This window comes from Pseudomonas sp. TWI628, assembly GCF_039673865.1.
In the GTDB taxonomy this organism is placed as follows: domain Bacteria; phylum Pseudomonadota; class Gammaproteobacteria; order Pseudomonadales; family Pseudomonadaceae; genus Aquipseudomonas.
The window spans coordinates 100,745-120,853 of the sequence record NZ_JBDJMM010000022.1; the positions used below are offsets into that span (position 1 = coordinate 100,745).

20 protein-coding genes and 1 pseudogene are annotated in these 20,109 nt (G+C 64.6%); 12 read left to right on the forward strand and 9 right to left on the reverse strand.

Annotated features, from left to right (window positions below; translation table 11 throughout):
- Positions 1 to 97: 97 nt before the first annotated feature.
- From ABE528_RS18375 to ABE528_RS18385, 3 genes and pseudogenes are all read left to right on the forward strand, one after another.
- A pseudogene (locus ABE528_RS18375) lies at positions 98 to 340 on the forward strand (hypothetical protein); the annotation flags it as partial.
- Positions 341 to 425: 85 nt separating this feature from the next.
- Complete coding sequence (locus ABE528_RS18380; RefSeq protein WP_152956040.1) at positions 426 to 1,262, forward strand: DUF692 domain-containing protein; 837 nt, start codon at positions 426 to 428, stop codon at positions 1,260 to 1,262.
- Entirely contained in the window at positions 1,243 to 1,941 is a 699-nt protein-coding gene (locus ABE528_RS18385) for a putative DNA-binding domain-containing protein (protein WP_346653714.1), read from the forward strand. Before ABE528_RS18380 ends, ABE528_RS18385 begins: the two co-directional genes overlap by 20 nt.
- Positions 1,942 to 1,976: 35 nt before the next feature.
- Here the strand turns inward: ABE528_RS18385 and ABE528_RS18390 are convergent, their stop codons facing one another.
- The 4 genes from ABE528_RS18390 to ABE528_RS18405 form a co-directional block, all read right to left on the reverse strand.
- Positions 1,977 to 2,465 carry a DoxX family protein gene (locus ABE528_RS18390; protein ID WP_152956042.1) on the reverse strand — a complete coding sequence of 163 codons (489 nt, stop codon included), beginning with the start codon at positions 2,463 to 2,465 and terminating at the stop codon, positions 1,977 to 1,979.
- Positions 2,466 to 2,480: 15 nt separating this feature from the next.
- On the reverse strand, positions 2,481 to 3,101 hold the full coding sequence (locus ABE528_RS18395) for a ferric reductase-like transmembrane domain-containing protein (RefSeq protein ID WP_152956043.1): 621 nt from the start codon (positions 3,099 to 3,101) through the stop codon (positions 2,481 to 2,483).
- Between the two features lie 143 nt (positions 3,102 to 3,244).
- Positions 3,245 to 4,528, reverse strand: a complete 1,284-nt coding sequence (locus tag ABE528_RS18400) for a HAMP domain-containing sensor histidine kinase (RefSeq protein ID WP_346653715.1) — start codon at positions 4,526 to 4,528, stop codon at positions 3,245 to 3,247.
- Complete coding sequence (locus ABE528_RS18405; RefSeq protein ID WP_152956045.1) at positions 4,525 to 5,265, reverse strand: response regulator; 741 nt, start codon at positions 5,263 to 5,265, stop codon at positions 4,525 to 4,527. Before ABE528_RS18405 ends, ABE528_RS18400 begins: the two co-directional genes overlap by 4 nt.
- A gap of 221 nt (positions 5,266 to 5,486) precedes the next feature.
- On the opposite strand from ABE528_RS18405, the gene ABE528_RS18410 reads away from it, so the two are divergent.
- Together ABE528_RS18410 and ABE528_RS18415 are read left to right on the forward strand one after the other, a co-directional pair.
- A complete protein-coding gene (locus ABE528_RS18410) occupies positions 5,487 to 5,762 on the forward strand; it encodes a DUF2790 domain-containing protein (RefSeq protein WP_346653716.1) in 276 nt (91 codons plus the stop codon).
- Positions 5,752 to 6,291: a thioredoxin family protein gene (locus tag ABE528_RS18415; protein ID WP_152956047.1), complete on the forward strand. Its 540-nt coding sequence runs from the start codon at positions 5,752 to 5,754 to the stop codon at positions 6,289 to 6,291. Before ABE528_RS18410 ends, ABE528_RS18415 begins: the two co-directional genes overlap by 11 nt.
- Before the next feature lie 49 nt (positions 6,292 to 6,340).
- Here the strand turns inward: ABE528_RS18415 and ABE528_RS18420 are convergent, their stop codons facing one another.
- Positions 6,341 to 7,189 carry a shikimate dehydrogenase gene (locus ABE528_RS18420; RefSeq protein WP_346653717.1) on the reverse strand — a complete coding sequence of 283 codons (849 nt, stop codon included), beginning with the start codon at positions 7,187 to 7,189 and terminating at the stop codon, positions 6,341 to 6,343.
- On the reverse strand, positions 7,186 to 7,635 hold the full coding sequence (aroQ, locus tag ABE528_RS18425) for a type II 3-dehydroquinate dehydratase (RefSeq protein WP_152956048.1): 450 nt from the start codon (positions 7,633 to 7,635) through the stop codon (positions 7,186 to 7,188). The genes ABE528_RS18420 and aroQ overlap by 4 nt, the downstream gene beginning before the upstream one ends.
- Before the next feature lie 217 nt (positions 7,636 to 7,852).
- Between aroQ and ABE528_RS18430 the strand changes: the two genes are divergently transcribed.
- The 3 genes from ABE528_RS18430 to ABE528_RS18440 are packed head-to-tail and all read left to right on the forward strand — an operon-like array spanning position 7,853 to position 13,464.
- The gene (locus ABE528_RS18430) at positions 7,853 to 9,106 is read left to right on the forward strand and encodes a TolC family protein (protein WP_346653719.1); all 1,254 of its coding nucleotides are present in this window, start codon (positions 7,853 to 7,855) and stop codon (positions 9,104 to 9,106) included.
- The gene (locus tag ABE528_RS18435; RefSeq protein ID WP_346653720.1) at positions 9,099 to 10,310 is read left to right on the forward strand and encodes an efflux RND transporter periplasmic adaptor subunit; all 1,212 of its coding nucleotides are present in this window, start codon (positions 9,099 to 9,101) and stop codon (positions 10,308 to 10,310) included. Before ABE528_RS18430 ends, ABE528_RS18435 begins: the two co-directional genes overlap by 8 nt.
- A 16-nt stretch (positions 10,311 to 10,326) precedes the next feature.
- Complete coding sequence (locus ABE528_RS18440) at positions 10,327 to 13,464, forward strand: CusA/CzcA family heavy metal efflux RND transporter (protein WP_346653721.1); 3,138 nt, start codon at positions 10,327 to 10,329, stop codon at positions 13,462 to 13,464.
- 33 nt (positions 13,465 to 13,497) lie between these two features.
- Here the strand turns inward: ABE528_RS18440 and ABE528_RS18445 are convergent, their stop codons facing one another.
- The gene (locus ABE528_RS18445) at positions 13,498 to 14,832 is read right to left on the reverse strand and encodes an MFS transporter (protein WP_152956052.1); all 1,335 of its coding nucleotides are present in this window, start codon (positions 14,830 to 14,832) and stop codon (positions 13,498 to 13,500) included.
- A gap of 155 nt (positions 14,833 to 14,987) precedes the next feature.
- The gene (locus ABE528_RS18450; protein WP_346653722.1) at positions 14,988 to 15,677 is read right to left on the reverse strand and encodes a FadR/GntR family transcriptional regulator; all 690 of its coding nucleotides are present in this window, start codon (positions 15,675 to 15,677) and stop codon (positions 14,988 to 14,990) included.
- A gap of 277 nt (positions 15,678 to 15,954) precedes the next feature.
- Here ABE528_RS18450 and ABE528_RS18455 point away from each other — a divergent pair, with 277 nt between their 5' ends.
- From ABE528_RS18455 to ABE528_RS18470, 4 genes are read left to right on the forward strand one after another with little or no spacing between them, the layout of a single operon-like run.
- A complete protein-coding gene (locus ABE528_RS18455; RefSeq protein WP_346653723.1) occupies positions 15,955 to 16,740 on the forward strand; it encodes a transporter substrate-binding domain-containing protein in 786 nt (261 codons plus the stop codon).
- Between the two features lie 22 nt (positions 16,741 to 16,762).
- On the forward strand, positions 16,763 to 17,428 hold the full coding sequence (locus ABE528_RS18460) for an amino acid ABC transporter permease (RefSeq protein WP_346653724.1): 666 nt from the start codon (positions 16,763 to 16,765) through the stop codon (positions 17,426 to 17,428).
- Positions 17,425 to 18,075 (forward strand): amino acid ABC transporter permease, encoded by a 651-nt coding sequence (locus ABE528_RS18465; protein WP_178120065.1) that lies wholly within the window; start codon positions 17,425 to 17,427, stop codon positions 18,073 to 18,075. Before ABE528_RS18460 ends, ABE528_RS18465 begins: the two co-directional genes overlap by 4 nt.
- Positions 18,062 to 18,793, forward strand: coding sequence for an amino acid ABC transporter ATP-binding protein (locus ABE528_RS18470; protein WP_346653725.1), 732 nt, complete (start codon positions 18,062 to 18,064; stop codon positions 18,791 to 18,793). Before ABE528_RS18465 ends, ABE528_RS18470 begins: the two co-directional genes overlap by 14 nt.
- Before the next feature lie 287 nt (positions 18,794 to 19,080).
- Here the strand turns inward: ABE528_RS18470 and ABE528_RS18475 are convergent, their stop codons facing one another.
- Positions 19,081 to 19,986, reverse strand: coding sequence for a hypothetical protein (locus ABE528_RS18475; RefSeq protein ID WP_346653726.1), 906 nt, complete (start codon positions 19,984 to 19,986; stop codon positions 19,081 to 19,083).
- Positions 19,987 to 20,109: the final 123 nt, after the last annotated feature.

A 20,109-nucleotide genomic window follows, 5' to 3' on the forward strand; every position in this document is an offset into this window, starting at 1 on the left:
TGGTGAGGTCCTACAGCGGCAGCCGAATCAGGCGATACCGGCCAAGGCGCCGCAACGGTTGAATAGCCCCTCTTTCTAACCAGAGTGGAGCTTCAACATGACGCATACCCCTAACAAGCTCGGGCTGATCGGTGCTGCACTGATCGGCAGCATGGCCATCGGCAGCCAGGCATTCGCCGTCGAGCCTCTCAGCCAGGGTTACCAGCTGGCATCGGCCAAGGCCCACGGCGAGGGAAAGTGTGGCGAAGGCAAATGTGGCGGCAGTGAAAAGGCCAGCGAGAGCGAAGGCAAGTGTGGTGAAGGCAAGTGCGGTGGCGATGGCGGTCACGGCAAAAAACAGTCCTGAATAGAATGCATTGAGAAATGCACCAACGCCCCGTCTGCACGTCAGCCGGGGCGTTGTGCTTTGTTATGGAGACTCGAAGATGAATACCACGCCCATGCACGCCGGCCTCGGCCTGCGTCGCAGCCTGATGCCCGAATTGCTGGCGCTGGAGGAAGGTACGGTGGACTTTCTGGAATGCGCCCCGGAAAACTGGATCGGCGTCGGCGGTGCCTTGGGGCAGGGGTTGGCTCAACTGGCAGAACGCTTCCCGCTGGCTTGCCACGGCCTTTCCCTTTCGCTTGGCGGCAGCTTGCCGCTGGACCGTAAACTGCTCGGGCAGATCCGCCAGTTTCTCGATCGCTATCAGGTACGACACTACAGCGAGCATCTGAGCTATTGCACTGATGACGGCCACCTTTATGACCTGCTGCCGCTTCCCTTCACCGAAGCCGCCGTACGCCAGGTCAGTGCGCGTATTCGCCAGGTGCAGGACACCTTGCAGCAGCGCATCGCTGTCGAGAACATCAGCTACTACGCCGCCCCCTATCAGGCGATGAGTGAGCTGGAGTTCATCAGGGCAGTGCTCGACGAGGCCGACTGCGAGCTGCTGCTGGACGTCAACAATGTCTATGTCAATGCCTGCAACCATGGCTACGACGCACAGGCATTTCTCCAGGGCCTTCCGCTGGCGCGGGTCCGGGGCATGCATCTGGCCGGGCACCATGATCAGGCACCCGACCTCAAGGTCGACACCCATGGAGCCGCAGTCAAGCCGCAGGTCTGGGCGCTGTTCACGAGTGCCTGCGAGCGTTTTGGCATCCAGCCAACCGTGCTGGAACGCGACTTCAATTACCCGCCCATGACCGAGCTGCTTGCAGAAGTTGCGTGGATTCGCGCCGTGCAGCAGGAGGTCGTGCATGCACAGTGCATTGCGTGAACAACAGACCTGCCTGGCTCGTCACCTGCGTGACCCGGTACGCCATCCAGCGCCCGTCGGTATCGAACAAAAACGCCTGAGGCTGTACAGGGAATTGCTCTACGGTGGCATCGAGGCGCTGTTGGCAGGAAGTTTCCCGGTGCTGCGCAAGACGTTGGGCGATCAGTGTTGGCATGCGCGCGTGCATGATTTTTATGCCAGCTACCGCTGCCGTACGCCGCTGTTCAGCCAGATAGCCGCTGCTTTCGTCGATTACCTCCAAGGCATCGAACCTGACACCCCGTGGCAGCTTGAGCTGGCCCACTACGAGCTGATCGAATCCCAGGTGTACCTGAGCGATGCCGAGGAGCCTGCGCATGATCCGCAGGGCGACCTTCTACAAGGTGAGCCGCTGTTGTCGAGCACGTCAAAAGTGCTGGCCTATCGTTGGCCGGTGGAACAGATCGGCCCGGCGTACCAGCCGCTCGAAGCCCCTGCATTACCCACGTTGCTGCTGGTCTATCGCGACGCTGCGCTGCAGGTGCGCTTCGCCCGTCTTTCGCCTATGGCCTACCGCTTGCTGGCTGAAGTTCAGGGCACTGGTCGACAGCGCTTGCAGGCACTCGCTGCGGACCTGCGGGAGGGTTTGGCATTGCTCGAAAACCTGCGTGAACAAGGTGTTGTGATCGGTACTCGATGATGCCAAAGGGGCTGTCTGGCAGCCCCTTTTCATCATCAGCCGTGCAGGCGCTTGCTGATCCAGTGGTCCAGGCTCAGGCGTCCCGAGCCTTTAAGCAGCAGCGGCAGCAAGGCGACCAGATAAATCAGCGGCAGCTTGAAGTTGCCAAAGCCCTGGTCGGTGATGGCATAACCCTGTGCCAGTTCTGCCAGGCTTGACCAGTGTGCGGGCCAATGCACTGCCGCAATCGCCACCACGGTCACCACCATCAGCCCGGCCGATGCCAGTCGCGTGCCCAGGCCAAGCAACAGCAACAGGGGCAGCACCAGCTCCGCCCACATCGACAACTGCCAGTTGAGCTCCGCCGGCAGCACGTTGAAAGGGAACGGGAAGTTGGCCTGCAAGCCGCTGAACCAGTTGCTGCCGTTGAATTTCTCCCAGCCGGACTCGAAGAACTCCCAGGCCAGGAACAGCCGCAAAGGCAGGTCGGCGCTCCAGTTGCCAAAGCGATCGACAGTCGTGAGGGTGCGGGTCAGTGTGGTCATTGTGGTCATCTCGTTTCAGGAAAGGGCAGAGGCCGTGCGGCGTTGCTGCCGGGCCAGCTTGGCGGTGAGCTTGAAGGCAATGGCGCTGAAGATCAGGGCGAACGCCAGCGGGTACCACCCGCCCTTGGGGGTGCCGTTGTAGAAGGACAGGCAGAACACCCCGGCCAGCACCCACATACCGGTGCTGTGCAGGGCTTTCCAGGCTCGGCGGCCGAGCAGGCGCATCGGGGTCTTGAACGAGGTCAGGGTGAGCAACAGCAGGAACAGGTAGCCGATGCTGCCAGGTAGATTCGAGGTGATCGTCTGCCCGTCCCAGAACAGTTCAGGAAACTGCTGGGCGTAGCGGTAGATCAGCAGACCATGCAAGGCATGCGAGAAGGCAAAGGCCAGGCCGACGAAGCGCCGCTCGCGGAGTAACCGGCGGCTGCCGTTGCCAGGCAGCAGGGTAACCAGTGACGAGGCCAGGAACGCCAGCAGGAACAACGCGAAAGAGCTGCGTGCGGTGGCGCGGATGGCGCTGAGCAGGCCATCCGCACCGGGCGGATAACTGAGCAGTACCGCGGCAGTCATGAACAAGGTCAGGCCGGCAAAGGCGGCGAACAGCTTCCAGCCGGAGGGCAGGATGAGCAGCTTCATGGGTGAGGTCTCCCGGAGTGTCGTTGTGTGACCGGGAGTGTGCGGGGCGCGGTATCTGCAGAGTGTCAGTCAAAGCGGCTTTGTGTATCGGACTTTAGTTATCGGCGCTGTAGGCAGGCCGGCCCAGGCCGCCGCTTTGGGCGTTACAGCTCGATCTGGGCGCACAACCCGCCGCTTTTGCGGTTGCTCAAGGTCAGCCTGCCGCCCATGGCCTGGGTCAGTTGCTGGGCGATGGCCAGCCCGAGGCCCGTGCCCCCGGTGCTGCGATTGCGGGAGCTCTCGACCCGGTAGAAGGGCTTGAGCACCTCGTCCAGCTCTTCGGCGGGAATGCCGGGGCCTTCATCGAGGACCCGAATCAACGTCTTGCCTCGCTCGCGGCTGACCTCAAGCTGTGCCTTGCCAGCAAACTTCAGGGCGTTGTCCACCAGGTTCACCAGTACCCGGCGCAATGCATGCGGTCGGGTTTCCAGCAGGCTGCCAGTATCGCCGTGGCGCTCCACCTGGGCGCCGCTGTCCTGGTAATCGAACACCAGGCTGTCGAGGAAGGCGTCGAGGTTGATCCGGCAGGGCGCTTCGGTGTTGATGTCCATGCTGCGTGCGTAGGCCACGCCTTCGCGGACCAGATGCGCCATGGCGTCCAGGTCATGGCAGAGCTTGTCTTTCTCGACGCCGTCGTCCATCACCTCAACCCGCAGTTTCATGCGCGTGATCGGTGTTTGCAGGTCGTGGGAAATGGCTGCCAGCAATTGCATGCGCTCTTTGAGGTAGGCGGCGATGCGTGCCTGCAGGGCATTGAACGCCACGGCAGCGTACTTGACCTCGCGCGGGCCGCTTTCATCCAGCAGCACACCGGGTTTGTCCGGGTCGAGGTTGTCCACGGCCTGGGCCAGGCGGGTCAGCGGGCCGATCGCCAGGCGCACTGCCAGCCAGGTGCAGAACAGCAGCACACCGAGCTGGATCAGCAGCACCAGTGGCAGCCAGCTTGCCACTGGTGCCGCCGCCGGGGTGACATCGATGGTCAGCGGCGCGCCGTCGGACAGGTGCAGGTGCACCTGGAAGTGCTGATCCGGCCCGGGAGTACTCTGGAATTTCAGCTGATAGTGCCCGCCGATGGCCTTGGTGATCGATGCGGCAGCCATGGGCGGGTCGTCACTGGCCATTGGCATGCCCGCCTGGCCCTGGTCCAGGCGGTAGCGGAGCGTGTGGCGTTCAAGGCGTGGCAGCCAGCTGGCACGCTCGGCCGCGGGCAGGCGCTCCAGAATCGCCATCGAAGTGGTGACATCCTGCTCCAGGTGGCTGAGCATCATCGAGCGGCTGCTGACATAGCGCTCATAGGCCTGCAGGCTGAACGACAGCCCGTAGGCCAGCACCAGCCCGGTGAAAAAGATCAGGGCCAGGCGCGAGGCGAGGGTACGCGGCCATTTCATGCCGGTGACTCGAGCAGTTGCACGGCCAGCGAGAACACATAGCCCTCGCTGCGCACGGTCTTGATGCAGCTCGGCTCGCGGGCATCGTCACCCAGGCGCTGGCGCAGGCGGCTGACCAGCAGGTCGATGGAGCGGTCGAAGATGTCGGCTTCGCGGCCCTGGGTCAGGTTCAGCAACTGTTCGCGGCTGAGCACCCGCTGCGGGTGGTCGAGGAACACCCGCAACAGGCGGTATTCGGCGCCGCTGAGCGCTACCAGGGTGCCTTCGTTGTCCAGCAGGTGGCGGGCGGTGGTGTCCAGGCGCCATTGGCCGAAGGCAAGCAGGCGGCTACTTTCGCTGATGGTCAGGTTCGGCGGCAGCATGCGCGTGCGGCGCAGCACGGCGTTGATGCGCGCCAGCAATTCGCGGGCGGAGAACGGTTTGGTCAGGTAGTCGTCGGCGCCCATTTCCAGGCCGATGATGCGGTCGGTCTCGTCGTTGCGCGCAGTGAGCATCAACACCGGCGTGTTGCGGTGCTTGCCGGCACGCAGTTCGCGGCACAGCAGCAGGCCGTCGTCGCCGGGCATCATGATGTCGAGAACGATCAGATCGACGCTGTTGGCCTCCAGGAAGGCGCGCATCTGCCGGCCGTCGGCAACGATGCTGGTGCGCAGGCCGTTCTTTTTCAGGTAGTTGCCGACCAGTTCGCGGATCTCACGGTCATCGTCGACGATCAGGATGTGATCGACATGTTCCATTCGCGGCGTTCCTGTTCAAGGGAGAGTGAGCGCAGTGTACCGAGCGCGTCGGGGCTTGCCTGTGGGGTTTTGTATTGCAGTGTATCTGGCATGGGGGCAGATACAGGCGCAAGCAAATCACGGGCCGAGGCGACACATGGGAGATACCTGGCAGGCGTGCAATGGCTCTCGACCGGGGAGCACCGATCCCCACCCCCTAAGTGTTGCAAAGGAGAGATGCCATGAACCTCAAGACTATCGCCAGTGCCAGCCTGTTCGCCGTGCTCAGCTTCGCTGCCGTTGCCGCCAATGCCAGCACCACATCGATGAACGACGCCAGTGTCATGCAGTACCGCTACGGCGACCATCTGGATGTGAAGAAAGTGCTGTCGGTGAAAGACGACCAGAGCAATGCCTGCGGCCCGGTCAGGACCCGTATGGACTACCTCGACTCCAAAGGCCAGCATGAGAGCGTCGAATACCGCACCTACGCCACGAGCGGTTGCCATGACAACTGATCGCCGGCGGCTGTTGAAAGTGGGGGGCATGGGCTTGGCGCTGGTTGGTCTGGGCCTCGCTGGAGGGCAACTGCTGGCCCGCGACAACTATGGCGCCATGCCGTCGCTGGCTGGCGCCAGCCAATGGCTCAACTCACCGCCACTGGACGCCCCGGCGCTCAAGGGCAAGGTGGTGCTGGTGGACTTCTGGACCTGGGACTGCATCAACTGCCAGCGCAGCCTGCCGCACGTCAACGACTGGGCACGGCGCTATGCCGACCAGGGCCTGGTGGTGGTGGGTGTGCATACGCCCGAGTACGACTACGAGCACGATGTGGGGCAGTTGAAAAGCAAGGTGGCCAGCCTGGGCATCGCTTACCCGGTGGCGGTGGACAATGATTACCAGGTGTGGAACGCCTGGGGTAACCAGTTCTGGCCAGCGCATTACTTTGTCGATCGGCAAGGGCAGGTGCGGCATGTGCACTTTGGTGAGGGTGACTATGCCGGGCAGGAGAAAGTCATACAGGCGTTGCTGGATGAGAAAGGTTAGACCTCTGTTGCCTCATCGCCGGCAAGCCGGCGATGAGGCTGGGGCAGGTTCAGGAGAAGCTGGCGAAATGCGCCTGCATCCGCTCGGCATCCGCCTGTTTGCCACTGAACAGCTCGAACGCCTTCACCGCCTGGAATACTGCCATGTTGCTGCCATCGAGCGTGCGGCAACCTAGCGCCCGTGCTGCTTTCAGCAGTTCGGTCTCCAGCGGGAAATAGATGATTTCAGCCACCCACAAGCGCGGGTGCAACAGCTCCACGGGAAGGGGCGTGCCGGGTAACTTGGCCATGCCCACGGGGGTGGTATTGACCAGGCCATCGGCCTCGGCCACCTCGACCGCCAGGTCCGCGCCAAGTACCGCCCGACCTGGGCCGAAATGGCCGTTGAGGTTATCCACCAGCGCCTGGGCACGCGCCGCATCCACTTCGAACAGCACCAGTTGCTCGACGCCTTCGCTCAGCAGCGCATGGGCCACCGCCGAGCCAGCGCCGCCAGCGCCCATCTGCACCACGCGCCGGCGCGACACATCCGGCAGGCCACGGCGCAGGCCTTCGGCAAAGCCCAGGCAGTCGGTGTTGTGACCCACCCGCTTGCCGTCCTTGAGTACCACGGTGTTCACCGCGCCAATCCCGCGGGCCTCGTCCGACAGCTCATCGAGCAACGGCAGGATCGCCTGCTTGAACGGGTAGGTGATGTTGAGCCCGGTGAAGCCGGTGTGCTGAGCGGCATCGAGCAGTTGTGCCAGGGCGCTGTCCTCCAGCTGGAGCTGGTCGGCGTCGATCAGGCGATAGAGGTAACGCAAGTGCTGGGCGTCGCCTTCGTGTTCGTGCAGGGCAGGGGTACGCGACAGCTGGATGCCACGGCCGATCAGGCCGGCAAGGATGGCTGGCTGGGTCATGCGCGTGGCTCCTGAAGCATCTCGGCAAAGTGGCTCAGGGCCATGCGGTAGCCGTGGCTACCCAGGCCGCAGATCACGCCTACGGCAATCGACGAGACGAACGACAGGTGGCGGAACGGCTCGCGCTTGTGCACGTTGGACAGGTGTACTTCGATGACCGGGAGTTCGCTGGCCACGAGGGCGTCGCGGATGGCCACCGAGGTATGGGTCCAGGCACCGGGGTTGATCACGATACCGGCACAACGGCCACGGGCGGCATGGATCCAGTCGATCAGTTCGCCTTCGTGGTTGGTCTGGCGGAATTCGATCTCCAGGCCGTGGGCCAGGGCCGTGTCGGCGCAACCCTGGGCCAGGTCGGCGAGGGTTTCATGGCCATACTGGGTGGGTTCACGGGTCCCCAGCATGTTCAGGTTGGGGCCGTTGAGCACGAGAATAAGGGGCTTCATGACGGGCATCGCTTTGTTGTTGTTGAATACTCCTATGTTTGTACCGGGTGGTTAATTTCGTCAATTGGCTCAGGTGTCGCATGGCGGCAAAGTGGGCGATTATCGAACTTGTCCGGCCAGGCCGGCGGATTACACAATTGTAATGTTCACGCCACCGCCTCGATAACCAGCCCTCCTTACAGTCCCTCGCCAACGCTTGTCGACGAGGACTCCCGAAGTGCCCACCCCCCGCAAGATCGCCTTGCTCAGCCTGTTGCTGGCGGCCACCGCCAGCGCCCAGGCCGGGCCAGGCATGAGCCTGCCCGAGGCGCTGAGCGCCGCCTTCGCCAACAACCCTGAACTGGCCGCAGCCGGTCGCGAAATCGGCATTGCCGAGGGTGAGCGACGCCAGGCCGGGTTGCTCCCCAACCCTGAACTGGCCTGGGAAATGGAGGACACCCGGCGCGAAACCAGCACCAGCACCGTCACCCTCAGCCAGCCACTGGAGCTGGGCGGCAAGCGCGGTGCGCGCATTGCCGTGGCCGGTGCCGGCCAGGCCATTGCGCAGCTGGACCTCGAACGCCAGCGCAATGGCCTGCGCGCCGATGTGGTCCAGGCCTATCACGCCGCCCTGCGCGCGCAGACCGGCGTGGAACTGGCGCAGCAGTCGCAGGCGCTGACCGAACGTGGCCTGCGGGTGGTACAGGGCCGGGTCACGGCCGGCCAGTCGTCACCGGTTGAGGCCACCCGTGCCCGGGTGCAACTGGCCCAGGCCCAGGCCGAGGTGCGTCGCGCCGAAACCCAGCGCACGGTGGCCTACCAGGCCCTGGCGCGGTTGACCGGCAGTCCGCTGGCGACCTTCGACACCTTGCAGGCGGCCAGCCAGTCGCCTGGCGCTGCACCTTCAGCCGATGCTTTGCTCGGCCAGGTCGAACGGACCGCCGAGTGGCGCCTGGCGGCCGCACAGGTCGAGCGCGGCGAAGCGTCGCTGGGCTCGGAAAAGGCCCTGCGCATTCCCAACCTCACCGTCAGCGTCGGCAGCCAGTACAGCCGTGAGGACCGCGAGCGGGTCAACGTGGTCGGGCTGTCGATGCCCTTGCCGTTGTTCGACCGCAACCAGGGCAACGTACTGGCCGCCGCACGCCGCGCCGACCAGGCCCGCGACCTGCGCAACGCGGTGGAACTGCGCCTGCGCAGCGAAACCCGTAGCGCCGTCGATCAGTGGCGCACGGCGATGCAGGAGGTGCAGGCCTACGACCGCACCATCCTGCCGTCGGCGCAGCAGGCCGTGGACACCGCCACCCGTGGCTTCGAGATGGGCAAGTTCGCCTTTCTCGACGTGCTCGACGCCCAGCGCACCTTGATCGACGCGCGCGGGCTGTACCTCGAGGCCTTGGCCGCGGCAACCGATGCACGGGCACAGGTCGAGCGGATCTATGGCGACCTGGATGGTTTGAGCAACATTTCGAGCAGTAGGAGCAACAATGACTAACCCGCGCAAACTCGCACTCCTGGCCGCTGCCATCGCCGTTCTCGGCGTGGCTGGCCTGGCCTGGACCGGCAACCTTGGTCAGGCCAGCAAAGGCCAAGCCAGTACCGCAGAGCCCCGGCACGACGATCATGGCGAAGACCGCCACGGTGACAGTGATGAGGCTGGTGAAGCGCACCAGGAAAAGGAAGGTGCGCTGCACCTGTCGATCGCCCAGATCGAGTCGGCCGGCATCCAGATGGCCGCCGCCGCCCCTCGGGCACTGGGCACCGCCATCAGCTTCCCTGGCGAGATCCGCTTCGATGAAGACCGCACAGCCCATGTGGTGCCACGGGTGCCGGGGGTGGTCGAGGCGGTGCAGGCCGAGCTCGGCCAGGCGGTCAAGCGCGGCCAGGTGCTGGCGGTGATCGCCAGCCAGCAGATCTCCGACCTGCGCAGTGAGCAGCAAGCCGCCCAGCGCCGCCTTGAACTGGCGCGCCTGACCTTCCAGCGCGAGCAGCAACTGTGGCAGGAACGCATCAGCGCCGAGCAGGACTACCTGCAGGCGCGTCAGGCCTTGCAAGAGGCCGAGATCGCCCTGGCCAATGCCCGGCAGAAGGTGGCCGCGGTCGGCCCGGCCGGTGCCGGTAACCGCTACGAATTGCGCGCCCCCTTCGATGCCGTGGTGGTGGAAAAGCACCTGACCGTGGGCGAGGTGGTCGACGAGACCAGCAATGCCTTTACCTTGTCCGACCTGAGCCGGGTCTGGGCCACCTTCGCCGTCGCACCCCGCGACCTGGCCCGGGTCACCAGCGGGCGCAGCGTGACCGTCAGCGCACCGGACCTCGGCGCCGAGGTCGAGGGCAAGGTCAACTACGTCGGTAGCCTGCTCGGCGAACAGAACCGCGCCGCCACCGTGCGCGCCACCCTGGCCAACCCCAACGGTGCCTGGCGCCCCGGGCTGTTCGTCAACATTGCGGTCCATGTCGAGCGCTTCAATGCCGCCGTCGTCGTGCCCGAGAGCGCGTTGCAGAGCTGGGAGGAACAGACCGTGGTGTTCGCCCGCACCGACGAAGGTTTCGAGGCCCGCCCGGTGAAGACCGGCCGCCGCGACGCCGGCCAGGTGGAGATCACCTCAGGCCTGGCGGCCGGCACCCAGGTGGCTGCCGCTGGCAGCTTTGTCCTCAAATCCGAGCTCGGCAAGGCATCAGCCGAGCACAGCCATTGATTGCGGGGACGCTTGCATGTTCGAACGCCTGATCCAATTCGCCATCGAGCAGCGCCTGGTGGTGATGCTCGCCGTGGTGCTGATGGCCGCCGTGGGCCTGCACAGCTACCAGAAACTGCCGATCGATGCGGTGCCTGATATCACCAACGTCCAGGTGCAGATCAACACCGCCGCACCGGGCTATTCGCCGCTGGAGACCGAGCAGCGCATCACCTTTGCCATCGAGACCGCCATGGCTGGCCTGCCGGGCCTGAAACAGACCCGCTCGCTGTCGCGCTCGGGGCTGTCGCAGGTGACGGTGATCTTCGACGATGGCACCGATATCTTCTTCGCCCGGCAACTGGTCAACGAGCGCCTGCAGGTGGCCCGCGAGCAGTTGCCCGAAGGCATCGAGGCCGGCATGGGGCCGATCTCCACGGGCCTGGGGGAAATCTTCCTGTGGACGGTGGAGGCCGAGCAGGGCGCGCTCAAGGACGATGGCACGCCTTTCACGGCGACCGACCTGCGGGTGATCCAGGACTGGATCATCAAGCCGCAGCTGCGCAATGTGCCCGGCGTCGCCGAGGTCAACAGCATCGGCGGCCACGCCAAGCAGTACCTGATCGCCCCCGAGCCCAAGCGCCTGGCGGCCTACAAGCTCACGCTCAACGGCCTGATCGCAGCGCTTGAGCGCAACAACGCCAACGTCGGTGCCGGCTACATCGAGCGCAACGGCGAGCAACTGCTGATCCGCGCGCCGGGGCAGGTGGCCTCGGCCGAAGACATCGCCAACATCGTCATTTCCAGTGTCGATGGCACGCCGATCCGCGTCAGCCATGTTGCCCAGGTCGGTCTGGGTGAAGAGCTGCGCTCTGGCGCGGCCACCGAGAACGGCCGCGAGGTGGTGCTGGGCACGGTGTTCATGCTGATTGGCGAGAACAGCCGCACGGTGTCCCAGGCCGTGGCGGCCAAGCTCGCCGAGATCAACCGCAACCTGCCCAAGGGCGTGGTGGCGGTCACGGTCTATGACCGCACCAACCTGGTGGAAAAGGCCATCGCCACGGTGAAGAAGAACCTGGTCGAAGGCGCGGTCCTGGTGATTGCCGTGCTGTTCCTGTTCCTGGGCAACATCCGCGCCGCGCTGATCACGGCCATGGTCATCCCGCTGTCGATGCTGTTCACCTTCACTGGCATGTTCAGCAACAAGGTCAGCGCCAACCTGATGAGCCTCGGCGCCCTGGACTTCGGCATCATTGTCGATGGCGCGGTGGTGATCGTTGAAAACGCCATCCGTCGCCTGGCCCATGCCCAGCAGCGCCATGGCCGCATGCTGACCCGTGCCGAACGCTTCCATGAGGTGTTCGCCGCTGCCCGCGAGGCGCGCCGGCCGCTGATCTACGGGCAGTTGATCATCATGGTGGTGTACCTGCCGATCTTTGCCCTGACCGGGGTCGAGGGCAAGATGTTCCAGCCGATGGCCTTCACTGTGGTGATGGCACTGCTGGGCGCCATGATCCTTTCGGTGACCTTCGTGCCAGCGGCCATCGCGCTGTTCGTCACCGGCAAGGTCAAGGAGGAAGAGGGCGTGGTCATGCGCACCGCCCGCCTGCGCTATGCACCGGTGCTCGAGTGGGTGCTGGGCCGGCGCAAGCTGGCGTTCACCGCCGCCGCCGGGCTGGTGCTGCTGTCCGGGGTGATGGCCAGCCGCATGGGCAGCGAGTTCATCCCCAGCCTCAGCGAAGGCGACTTTGCCTTGCAGGCGTTGCGCGTGCCAGGCACCAGCCTGTCGCAGTCGGTGGACATGCAGCAGCGTCTGGAGCAGGCGATCATCGCCCAGGTGCCGGAGGTGGAGCGCGTGTTTGCCCGCACCGGCACCGCCGAGATTGCCTCCGACCCGATGCCGCCGAACATCTCCGATGCCTACGTGATGCTGCGCCCGCGCGAGCAGTGGGTCGACCCCGGCAAGCCCCGCGAGGAACTGATTGCCGAGGTGCAGCGCGCGGCTGCCAGCGTGCCGGGCAGCAACTACGAGCTGTCGCAGCCGATCCAGCTGCGTTTCAATGAATTGATTTCCGGTGTGCGCAGCGACGTGGCGGTGAAGGTGTTTGGTGATGACATGGACGTGCTCAACCGCACCGCCACGCAAATCGCCAGCAGCTTGCAACAGGTACCCGGCGCCTCGGAGGTGAAGGTCGAGCAGACCACCGGCCTGCCGGTGCTGACCATCGACATCGACCGCGACAAGGCTGCGCGTCATGGCCTGAATGTGGGCGACGTGCAGGATGCCATTGGCATTGCTGTCGGTGGGCGCACGGCGGGCACGCTGTACGAGGGCGATCGCCGCTTCGACATGGTGGTGCGCCTGTCCGAAACCCTGCGTACCGATGTCGATGGCCTGGGCAGCCTGCTGATTCCGGTACCGGCCAGCGCTGCAGCCGGTGCGGCACAGATCGGCTTCATCCCGCTGTCGCAGGTGGCCACGTTGAACCTGCAACTGGGGCCTAACCAGGTCAGCCGCGAGGATGGCAAGCGCGTGGTGGTGGTCAGCGCCAACGTGCGCGGGCGCGACCTGGGTTCGTTCGTCGAGCAGGCCGAGCAGACCTTGCTTGAGCAGGTGCAGATCCCGCCGGGTTACTGGACCCGTTGGGGCGGCCAGTTCGAGCAGTTGCAGTCGGCGGCCGAGCGCTTGCGGGTGGTGGTGCCGGTAGCGCTGCTGCTGGTGATGGCATTGCTGCTGATGATGTTCAACAACCTCAAGGACGGCTTGCTGGTGTTCACCGGGATTCCGTTTGCCTTGACCGGCGGGGTGCTGGCGTTGTGGCTACGGGACATTCCGCTGTCGATTTCCGCAGGCGTGGGCTTCATTGCCTTGTCGGGCGTGGCAGTGCTCAATGGCCTGGTGATGATTGCCTTCATCCGCAACCTGCGAGAGGAAGGGCGCGGTTTGCGCGCGGCGGTCGAGGAGGGGGCGTTGACGCGCCTGCGGCCGGTGTTGATGACCGCGTTGGTGGCGTCGTTGGGGTTCATTCCGATGGCCTTGGCTACCGGGACCGGGGCCGAGGTGCAGCGGCCGCTGGCGACGGTGGTGATTGGCGGGATTCTCTCGTCGACGGCGTTGACCTTGCTGGTGCTGCCGGCGCTGTATCAATGGGCGTACAGGCGCGAAGAGGATTGAGATCGCTGGGGCCGCTTTGCGGCCCCAAGTGCCTCAGGCCGAAGTGCGGACCTGAGGGCTCACATCATTTCCGGCTTCATCATGCAGCGAGATCCGCGATGTCTCCGGCAACGCCAACCCACCCACCAGCGCCACCAGCGCGATCACTACCAGGTAGAACGCTGGCGCCAGGCTGCTGCCGGTCTGCCCGATCAGCCAGGTCGCTACCAGCGGCGCGGTACCGCCAAACAGGGTGTAGGCCACGTTGTAGGTGATCGCCGAAGCGGTATAGCGGGTCCGCGTCGGGAAGCTTTCCGACAGCAGCGCCGCCGTCACCACGCCACTGCACAACGCCCCCACCGCCAGCAGGATCACCCCCAGCAGCGCCCCCGACATCGAACCGGAACTGGCCAGCCAGTAAGCGGGGAACACGCAGACCATCACCCACAGGCAGGTGAAACCAATGGTTTTGCGCCGCCCGACCCGGTCCGAGAAGGCCCCAGCCAGCGGGCAACCGACGGCAGCGAACAGCAACGCCACGGTGGTCACCAGCAGCGACTGGGCGCGGGTCAGGTTACCGACCATTTGCAGGTAGGTGGCGAAGTAGGTGGTGAACATGTAGAACGACAGCGCCGTCAGCGAGATGAACATGCCCAGGTTGCGGATCGCCCGGCCGTGGTTGCGCAGGGTTTCCTTGAGCGGCGAGTGCTCATGCTCCTTGCCCTGGGCGACAGCCTCGCGAAACGCCGGGGTCTCCTCCATGCGCCAGCGCAGGTACAAGCCCACCAGCCCCAGCGGTGCAGCCACCAGGAACGGGATGCGCCAGCCCCAGGCGCTCATCGCCTCGGCCGACAGGCTGGCCTCCAGGCCATAGGCGATCACCGCCGCGCAGGCAAAGGCGGAGAAGGTCGACACCGGCACGAAGCTGCCATAGAACGCGCGCTTGTTGCGGGGTGCATGCTCCATCAGGTAGGCGCAGGCGCCGGCATATTCACCGCCGGCGGAGAACCCCTGCAGGCAGCGCGCCAGGGTCAGCAGCGCCGGTGCGGCAAGGCCGATGCTGGCGTAGGTCGGCAGCAGGCCGATCAAGGTGGTGGAGCCGGCCATCAGCAGGATGGTCAGCGACAGGATGCGCTTGCGCCCCAGGCGGTCGCCGAGTGCGCCGAACACGATACCGCCGAGCGGGCGCAAGGCGAAGGCCACGGCAAACACGGCGAAGGTCTTGAGCAGGGCGACGCTGCCATCTTCGCTGGCGAAGAACTGGCTGGCGATCAGTGTGGCGAGGAAGCCATAGACGGCGAAGTCGAACCATTCGACGAAGTTGCCGATGGCCGAGGCGGCGATGACCCTGCGCAGGGTGGCGGGGGATACCTCATGCGATGCAGACATACGGAAGCTCTCCGGTTTCCATAGGCAGCCTGGATGAATGTGGCGCGCTCAGGCGCGCCATCGTTGTTATCTAGGGCCAGTAGACCGGCCAGCGGGGACAGGCGCATCGTTGAGGGCGACATCGGGATATCTGTTTCGACCGCCACGGGCAGGCGCTACACCGAAAACACCACCCCGGTGCGCGAGGCCGCATTGCGGATGTGCTCCTGCATCGCCTTCTGCGCGGCCGCCTGCGAGCGGCGGCTCAGGGCGCGGAGGATCTTGCGGTGTTCCTGCCAGGTTTCCATGGCGCGTTCCGGGCGAATGAAGGGCAGCTTCTGGCTCTCCAGGAAGATCTCCTGGCTTGCGGTGATCACCTGCAGCATCGCGTGGTTGCCGCAGGCCTGCAGCAACCGTTGGTGGAACGCGAAGTCCAGTTGGGCTGCGGCTTCGAAGCGGCCCGCACGCAACTCCCGGTGCATCGCCTCGACATTCTCCTCCAGGCGATCGATGTCGTCTGCGGTCAAGGCCAGTGCCGCTTGCCCGGCGGCAAAGCCTTCCAGGGCGTAGCGCAACTGGAAGGTGTCACTGGCGGACACCTGTTCGGCATAAGGCCAGGCAAACGTCGAGGCCGCCGGTGCGGTCGCTTGCACGAACACGCCCTTGCCCGGCTGCACGCTGACCAGGCCCAGGGCACTGAGCGACGACAGCGCTTCACGCAGCGATGCCCGGCTCACCCCCAGTTGCTCGGCAAGGTCACGCTGCGAGGGCAGGGCATCGCCGGGTTGATAGGCGCCTTCGTCGATCAGCTTGCGGATGCCTTGCAGGGCCTGTTCGGGGACGGCGCGGGGGAGGGTATCGAGCATGCTGTTCAGACCGGTCGGAGGGCGATGACTTTGGCTTTTTACGGCGATTACCGTGCGCTGGCAAGTGTTGCTCCGCGCTGGCGCAGCGTATTGCCCGGCTGCACGAAAGCGGGGCGTGCCCCCTGCGGCGCAGGCGGCTGCCTGGCAACTGTTCAGACCAGTAAGACCGTTCAGTGCGCGCTTTCGACACGTTCGTGGCGGGCCGAGGCGCATTTTGGCATGGCCCGTGCACTGCCCAGCCAGCAGTCCATTTCCTGAATCTCCGCGAGGCCATCCGATGAAGACATTCCGCACCCTGTTCCTGGCCACTCTGTTTTGCAGCGGCGCCCTGGCGTTGCCAGGCGCGCAGGCCGATGCGCTGGCCGACATCGGCGCCCGTGGCGTGCTCAAAGTGGCGGTGCCGCAGGACTTCCCGCCCTTCGGTTCGGTCGGCCCCGACCTCAAGCCCCGTGGCCTGGACATCGATACCGCGCAGCTGCTGGCTGACAAGCTGGGGGTGAAACTGGCGCTGACGCCGGTCAATAGCACCAACCGCATTCCGTTTCTCACCACCGGCAAAGTCGACCTGGTGATCTCCAGCCTGGGCAAGAACCCCGAGCGTGCCGCTGTCATCGATTTTTCCCGCCCCTATGCACCGTTCTACCTGGCCGTGTTCGGCCCGACCGACGTGGACATCGCCGGGATCGACGCGATCGCCGGCAAAACCATCAGCGTCACCCGCGGCTCGATCGAAGACATGGAACTCAGCGCCGTGGCCCCCAAAGGTGCGGTGATCAAGCGCTTCGAGGACAACAACTCGACCATCGCCGCCTACCTCTCCGGGCAGGTCGAGCTGATTGCCAGCGGCAGCGTGGTGATGGCGGCCATCGCCGAGAAGAACCCGGCCAAGGTGCCAGTGGTCAAGGTCAAGCTCAAGGATTCGCCGGTCTACGTGGGGATGGCCAAGAACGAGCCTGCGCTGATGGACAAGGTCAACGCCACGCTGGAGGCCGCCAAGGCGGACGGCAGCCTGAACCGCAATGCCGAAAAATGGTTGAAACAGCCGCTGCCGGCCGACCTCTGAGCGGCGCCCGGAGCCTGTCACCATGGCCTATGAATTCGACTTCGCCCCTGTGTTGGCCCAGGCCGACCTGCTGCTCAAGGGCGCCTGGTTCACCCTGCAACTGACGGCGGTCGGCACCTTGCTGGGCGTAGCCATCGGCGTGCTGGGTGCCGGTGTGCGCGCCTGGCACGTACGGCCCTTCGACGCGCTGTTCGGCCTGTACGTGGAGCTGGTCCGCAATACGCCTTTCATCGTCCAGCTGTTCTTCATCTTCTTCGGCCTGCCTGCGCTGGGTATTCGCTTGAGCGAATGGCAGGCGGCGGTGCTGGCCATGGTGGTCAACCTGGGCGCCTATTCCACGGAGATCATCCGTGCAGGTATCCAGGCCATCCCCAAGGGGCAGCTGGAAGCCGCCGCAGCCTTGGCCATGAACCGCTTCGAGGCGTTCCGCCATGTGGTGCTGCAGCCGGCGTTGGCCAAGGTCTGGCCGGCACTGTCCAGCCAGATCGTGATCGTCATGCTGGGCTCGGCGGTGTGTTCGCAGATTGCCACCGAGGAGCTGTCGTTCGCTGCCAACTTCATCCAGTCGCGCAACTTCCGTGCGTTCGAAACTTACCTGCTGACCACCGCGCTGTACCTGCTCATGGCCATTCTTTTGCGCCAGGCACTGGCCTGGCTGGGGCAGCGCCTGCTGATGGGGAGACGCTGATGGACTTCACCTTCTGGGACATCCTGCGCAACTTGCTGGTCGGCTTGCAGTGGACCTTGCTGCTGTCATTACTGGCCTTCGTCTGCGGTGGCCTGGCCGGGCTGCTGGTGCTGGTCGGGCGGCTATCGGAGCAACCGCTGTGGCGCGGGCTGGCGCGTGGCTATATCGAGCTGTTCCAGGGCACGCCGCTGTTGATGCAACTGTTCATGGTGTTTTTCGGCATTGCCCTGTTCGGCCTCGATGTGTCGGCCTGGATGGCAGCGGCCATTGCCTTGACCCTGTTCACCAGCGCCTTCCTCGCCGAAATCTGGCGCGGTTGTGTCGACGCCATCCCGCGTGGCCAGTGGGAGGCCTCCGGCAGCCTGGCGCTGAGCCGCCTGGAGCAATTGCGCCACGTCATCCTGCCGCAGGCTCTGCGCATTGCCGTCGCCCCGACCGTGGGCTTCTCGGTGCAGGTGGTCAAGGGCACGGCGGTGACCTCGATCATCGGCTTCACCGAGCTGACCAAGACCGGCGGCATGTTGGCCAACGCCACCTTCGAGCCGTTCATGGTCTACGGCCTGGTCGCGCTGGGTTATTTCATTCTCTGCTATCCGCTCTCGCTGAGCGCCCGTTACCTGGAAAGGAGGCTGCATGCCCCTGCTTAGAGTGTCTGCACTGCACAAGTACTATGGCGACAACCACGTGCTCAAGGGCGTCGACCTGAGCATCGAGGAGGGCCAGGTGGTGGCCATCATCGGCCGTAGCGGCTCGGGCAAGAGTACCTTGCTGCGCACCCTCAACGGCCTGGAGTCGATCAGCGACGGCGTGATCGAAGTCGATGGCGAATACCTCGACGCCAGCCGCGCCGACCTGCGCGCCTTGCGCCAGAAGGTGGGCATGGTGTTCCAGCAGTTCAACCTGTTTCCTCACCTGAGCGTGGGCGAGAATGTGATGCTTGCGCCGCAGGTGGTGAAGAAGGCCAGCCGCAGCGAAGCGCGCCAACTGGCCGAACAGATGCTGGCACGGGTGGGCCTGGCGGAGAAGTTCGATGCCTTCCCCGACCGGCTTTCCGGCGGCCAGCAGCAGCGCGTGGCCATTGCCCGGGCCCTGGCGATGTCACCCAAGGTACTGCTGTGCGACGAGATCACCTCGGCGCTCGACCCTGAACTGGTCAATGAGGTGCTGGGCGTGGTGCGTCAACTGGCCAGCGAGGGCATGACCCTGATCATGGTTACCCACGAAATGCGTTTCGCCCGTGAAGTGGGCGACAAGCTGGTGTTCATGCACCACGGCAAGGTGCATGAAGTGGGCAACCCTCGCGAGGTATTCGCCGCACCGCAGACAGCCGAGCTGGCCAACTTCATTGGCGCGGTGTCGGCCTAGCAGCAGGGGGTGATGACGCCCCCCATTGCCCCGGCGCAAATCCAGCGTCAGCAGCGCATGTCCACCGCCACCTCGAAGGTCCGCGGTGCCCCCATGTAGTACTGCAACCCGTAGGCTTGCTTGGCGTACCCTCATCGGTCAGGTTGCGCACTCGCCCGGTGGGTGTGTTCATCCAGCCGATAGCGGGCAAAGGTGCCGAACAAGGTATAGGCCGGTGCCTTGAAGTAGCGCAGTGGGCTGCTTCGTTCAGGGCGACATCGGGATATCCGTTACCACCGCCAATAGCGCTACAGTCGGCCCACTCGCCAAGGTGCGTATTCCATTTTGCTGGAGCCCTTGGCCACACCATGCATATCTGGGGAAAAGCCTGGCATGCGGCTCAGATCAAGCGCCATGCAGCGATTGTTGAGTCGAGCCTGTAAGTCGCCATCAAGCCGGAAGTCATCCGGCCGCAGTGGATGTTGATAGAGCTGCACCAGGCAACCTTCGACCTTGCCCCGGGCATTGGCCTGGTAGTACACCGCTGCGTTACCGACGCTGGTCACCGGTTCATCGCGCAACAGATGCTGCCAGAAGTACTCGCGCTGTGCGTTTGCCACCCCGCGCACACTGCCAGACGCCTGGGCGGCGGCCGGTAGATTCACGATCAGCGGCGCGACGATCTCCACGGTATTGTTTTCGTCATACAGGGCGTCGGGCACGATGGGGTAGATGGTCACCCAGCATTGCGCCTCTACCAAGCTGGCCAGTGCCTTGAAGTCCGAGCGTGGTATGTCGGCAGGCAGCAACAGGTCGTGGCGGGGGGGCGCCCTGAGGGCTTTGCAAGCGATGGGCGCAGAGTGCCTGTTCAAGGTGACCCGCAGCCTGACAACGCCGGCCTGCTTGCCGGTGTTTGCGGTGGCGATACTGTAACTGAGGGCTTGCTGCATGTCGTGAATGAAGGTCTTCGGGACCTTGGGTGGCGCTGGTTTGGTCTGACAGCCCGCCAAGGCGACCAAGGCAGCGGTGAGAAGCGTGGGGGAAAACAATCTGAACACGGAACGTCCTTGCAGGTGCTTGAGCCAGAGCTTCATGGGCTGGCGTGGAAGAGGGTGCACATTATCCATGAGGATGGACGAAGAAAGTGGCTTGTGGGGCTGTGGGAAACTTCCCAAAGTATGTGCCGGCGTGGGGGCCGGCACATACGTTGGCATCAGAAGCGCATGTCGGGACTGTCAGATTTTTTGTGTGCGGGCCGGTAACGGCCTGCCGTTAGGCAGGCCCTGATTTTCACCAGGTCGGCCTGATGAACCGATCTCCGTACAGAACCGCAAATT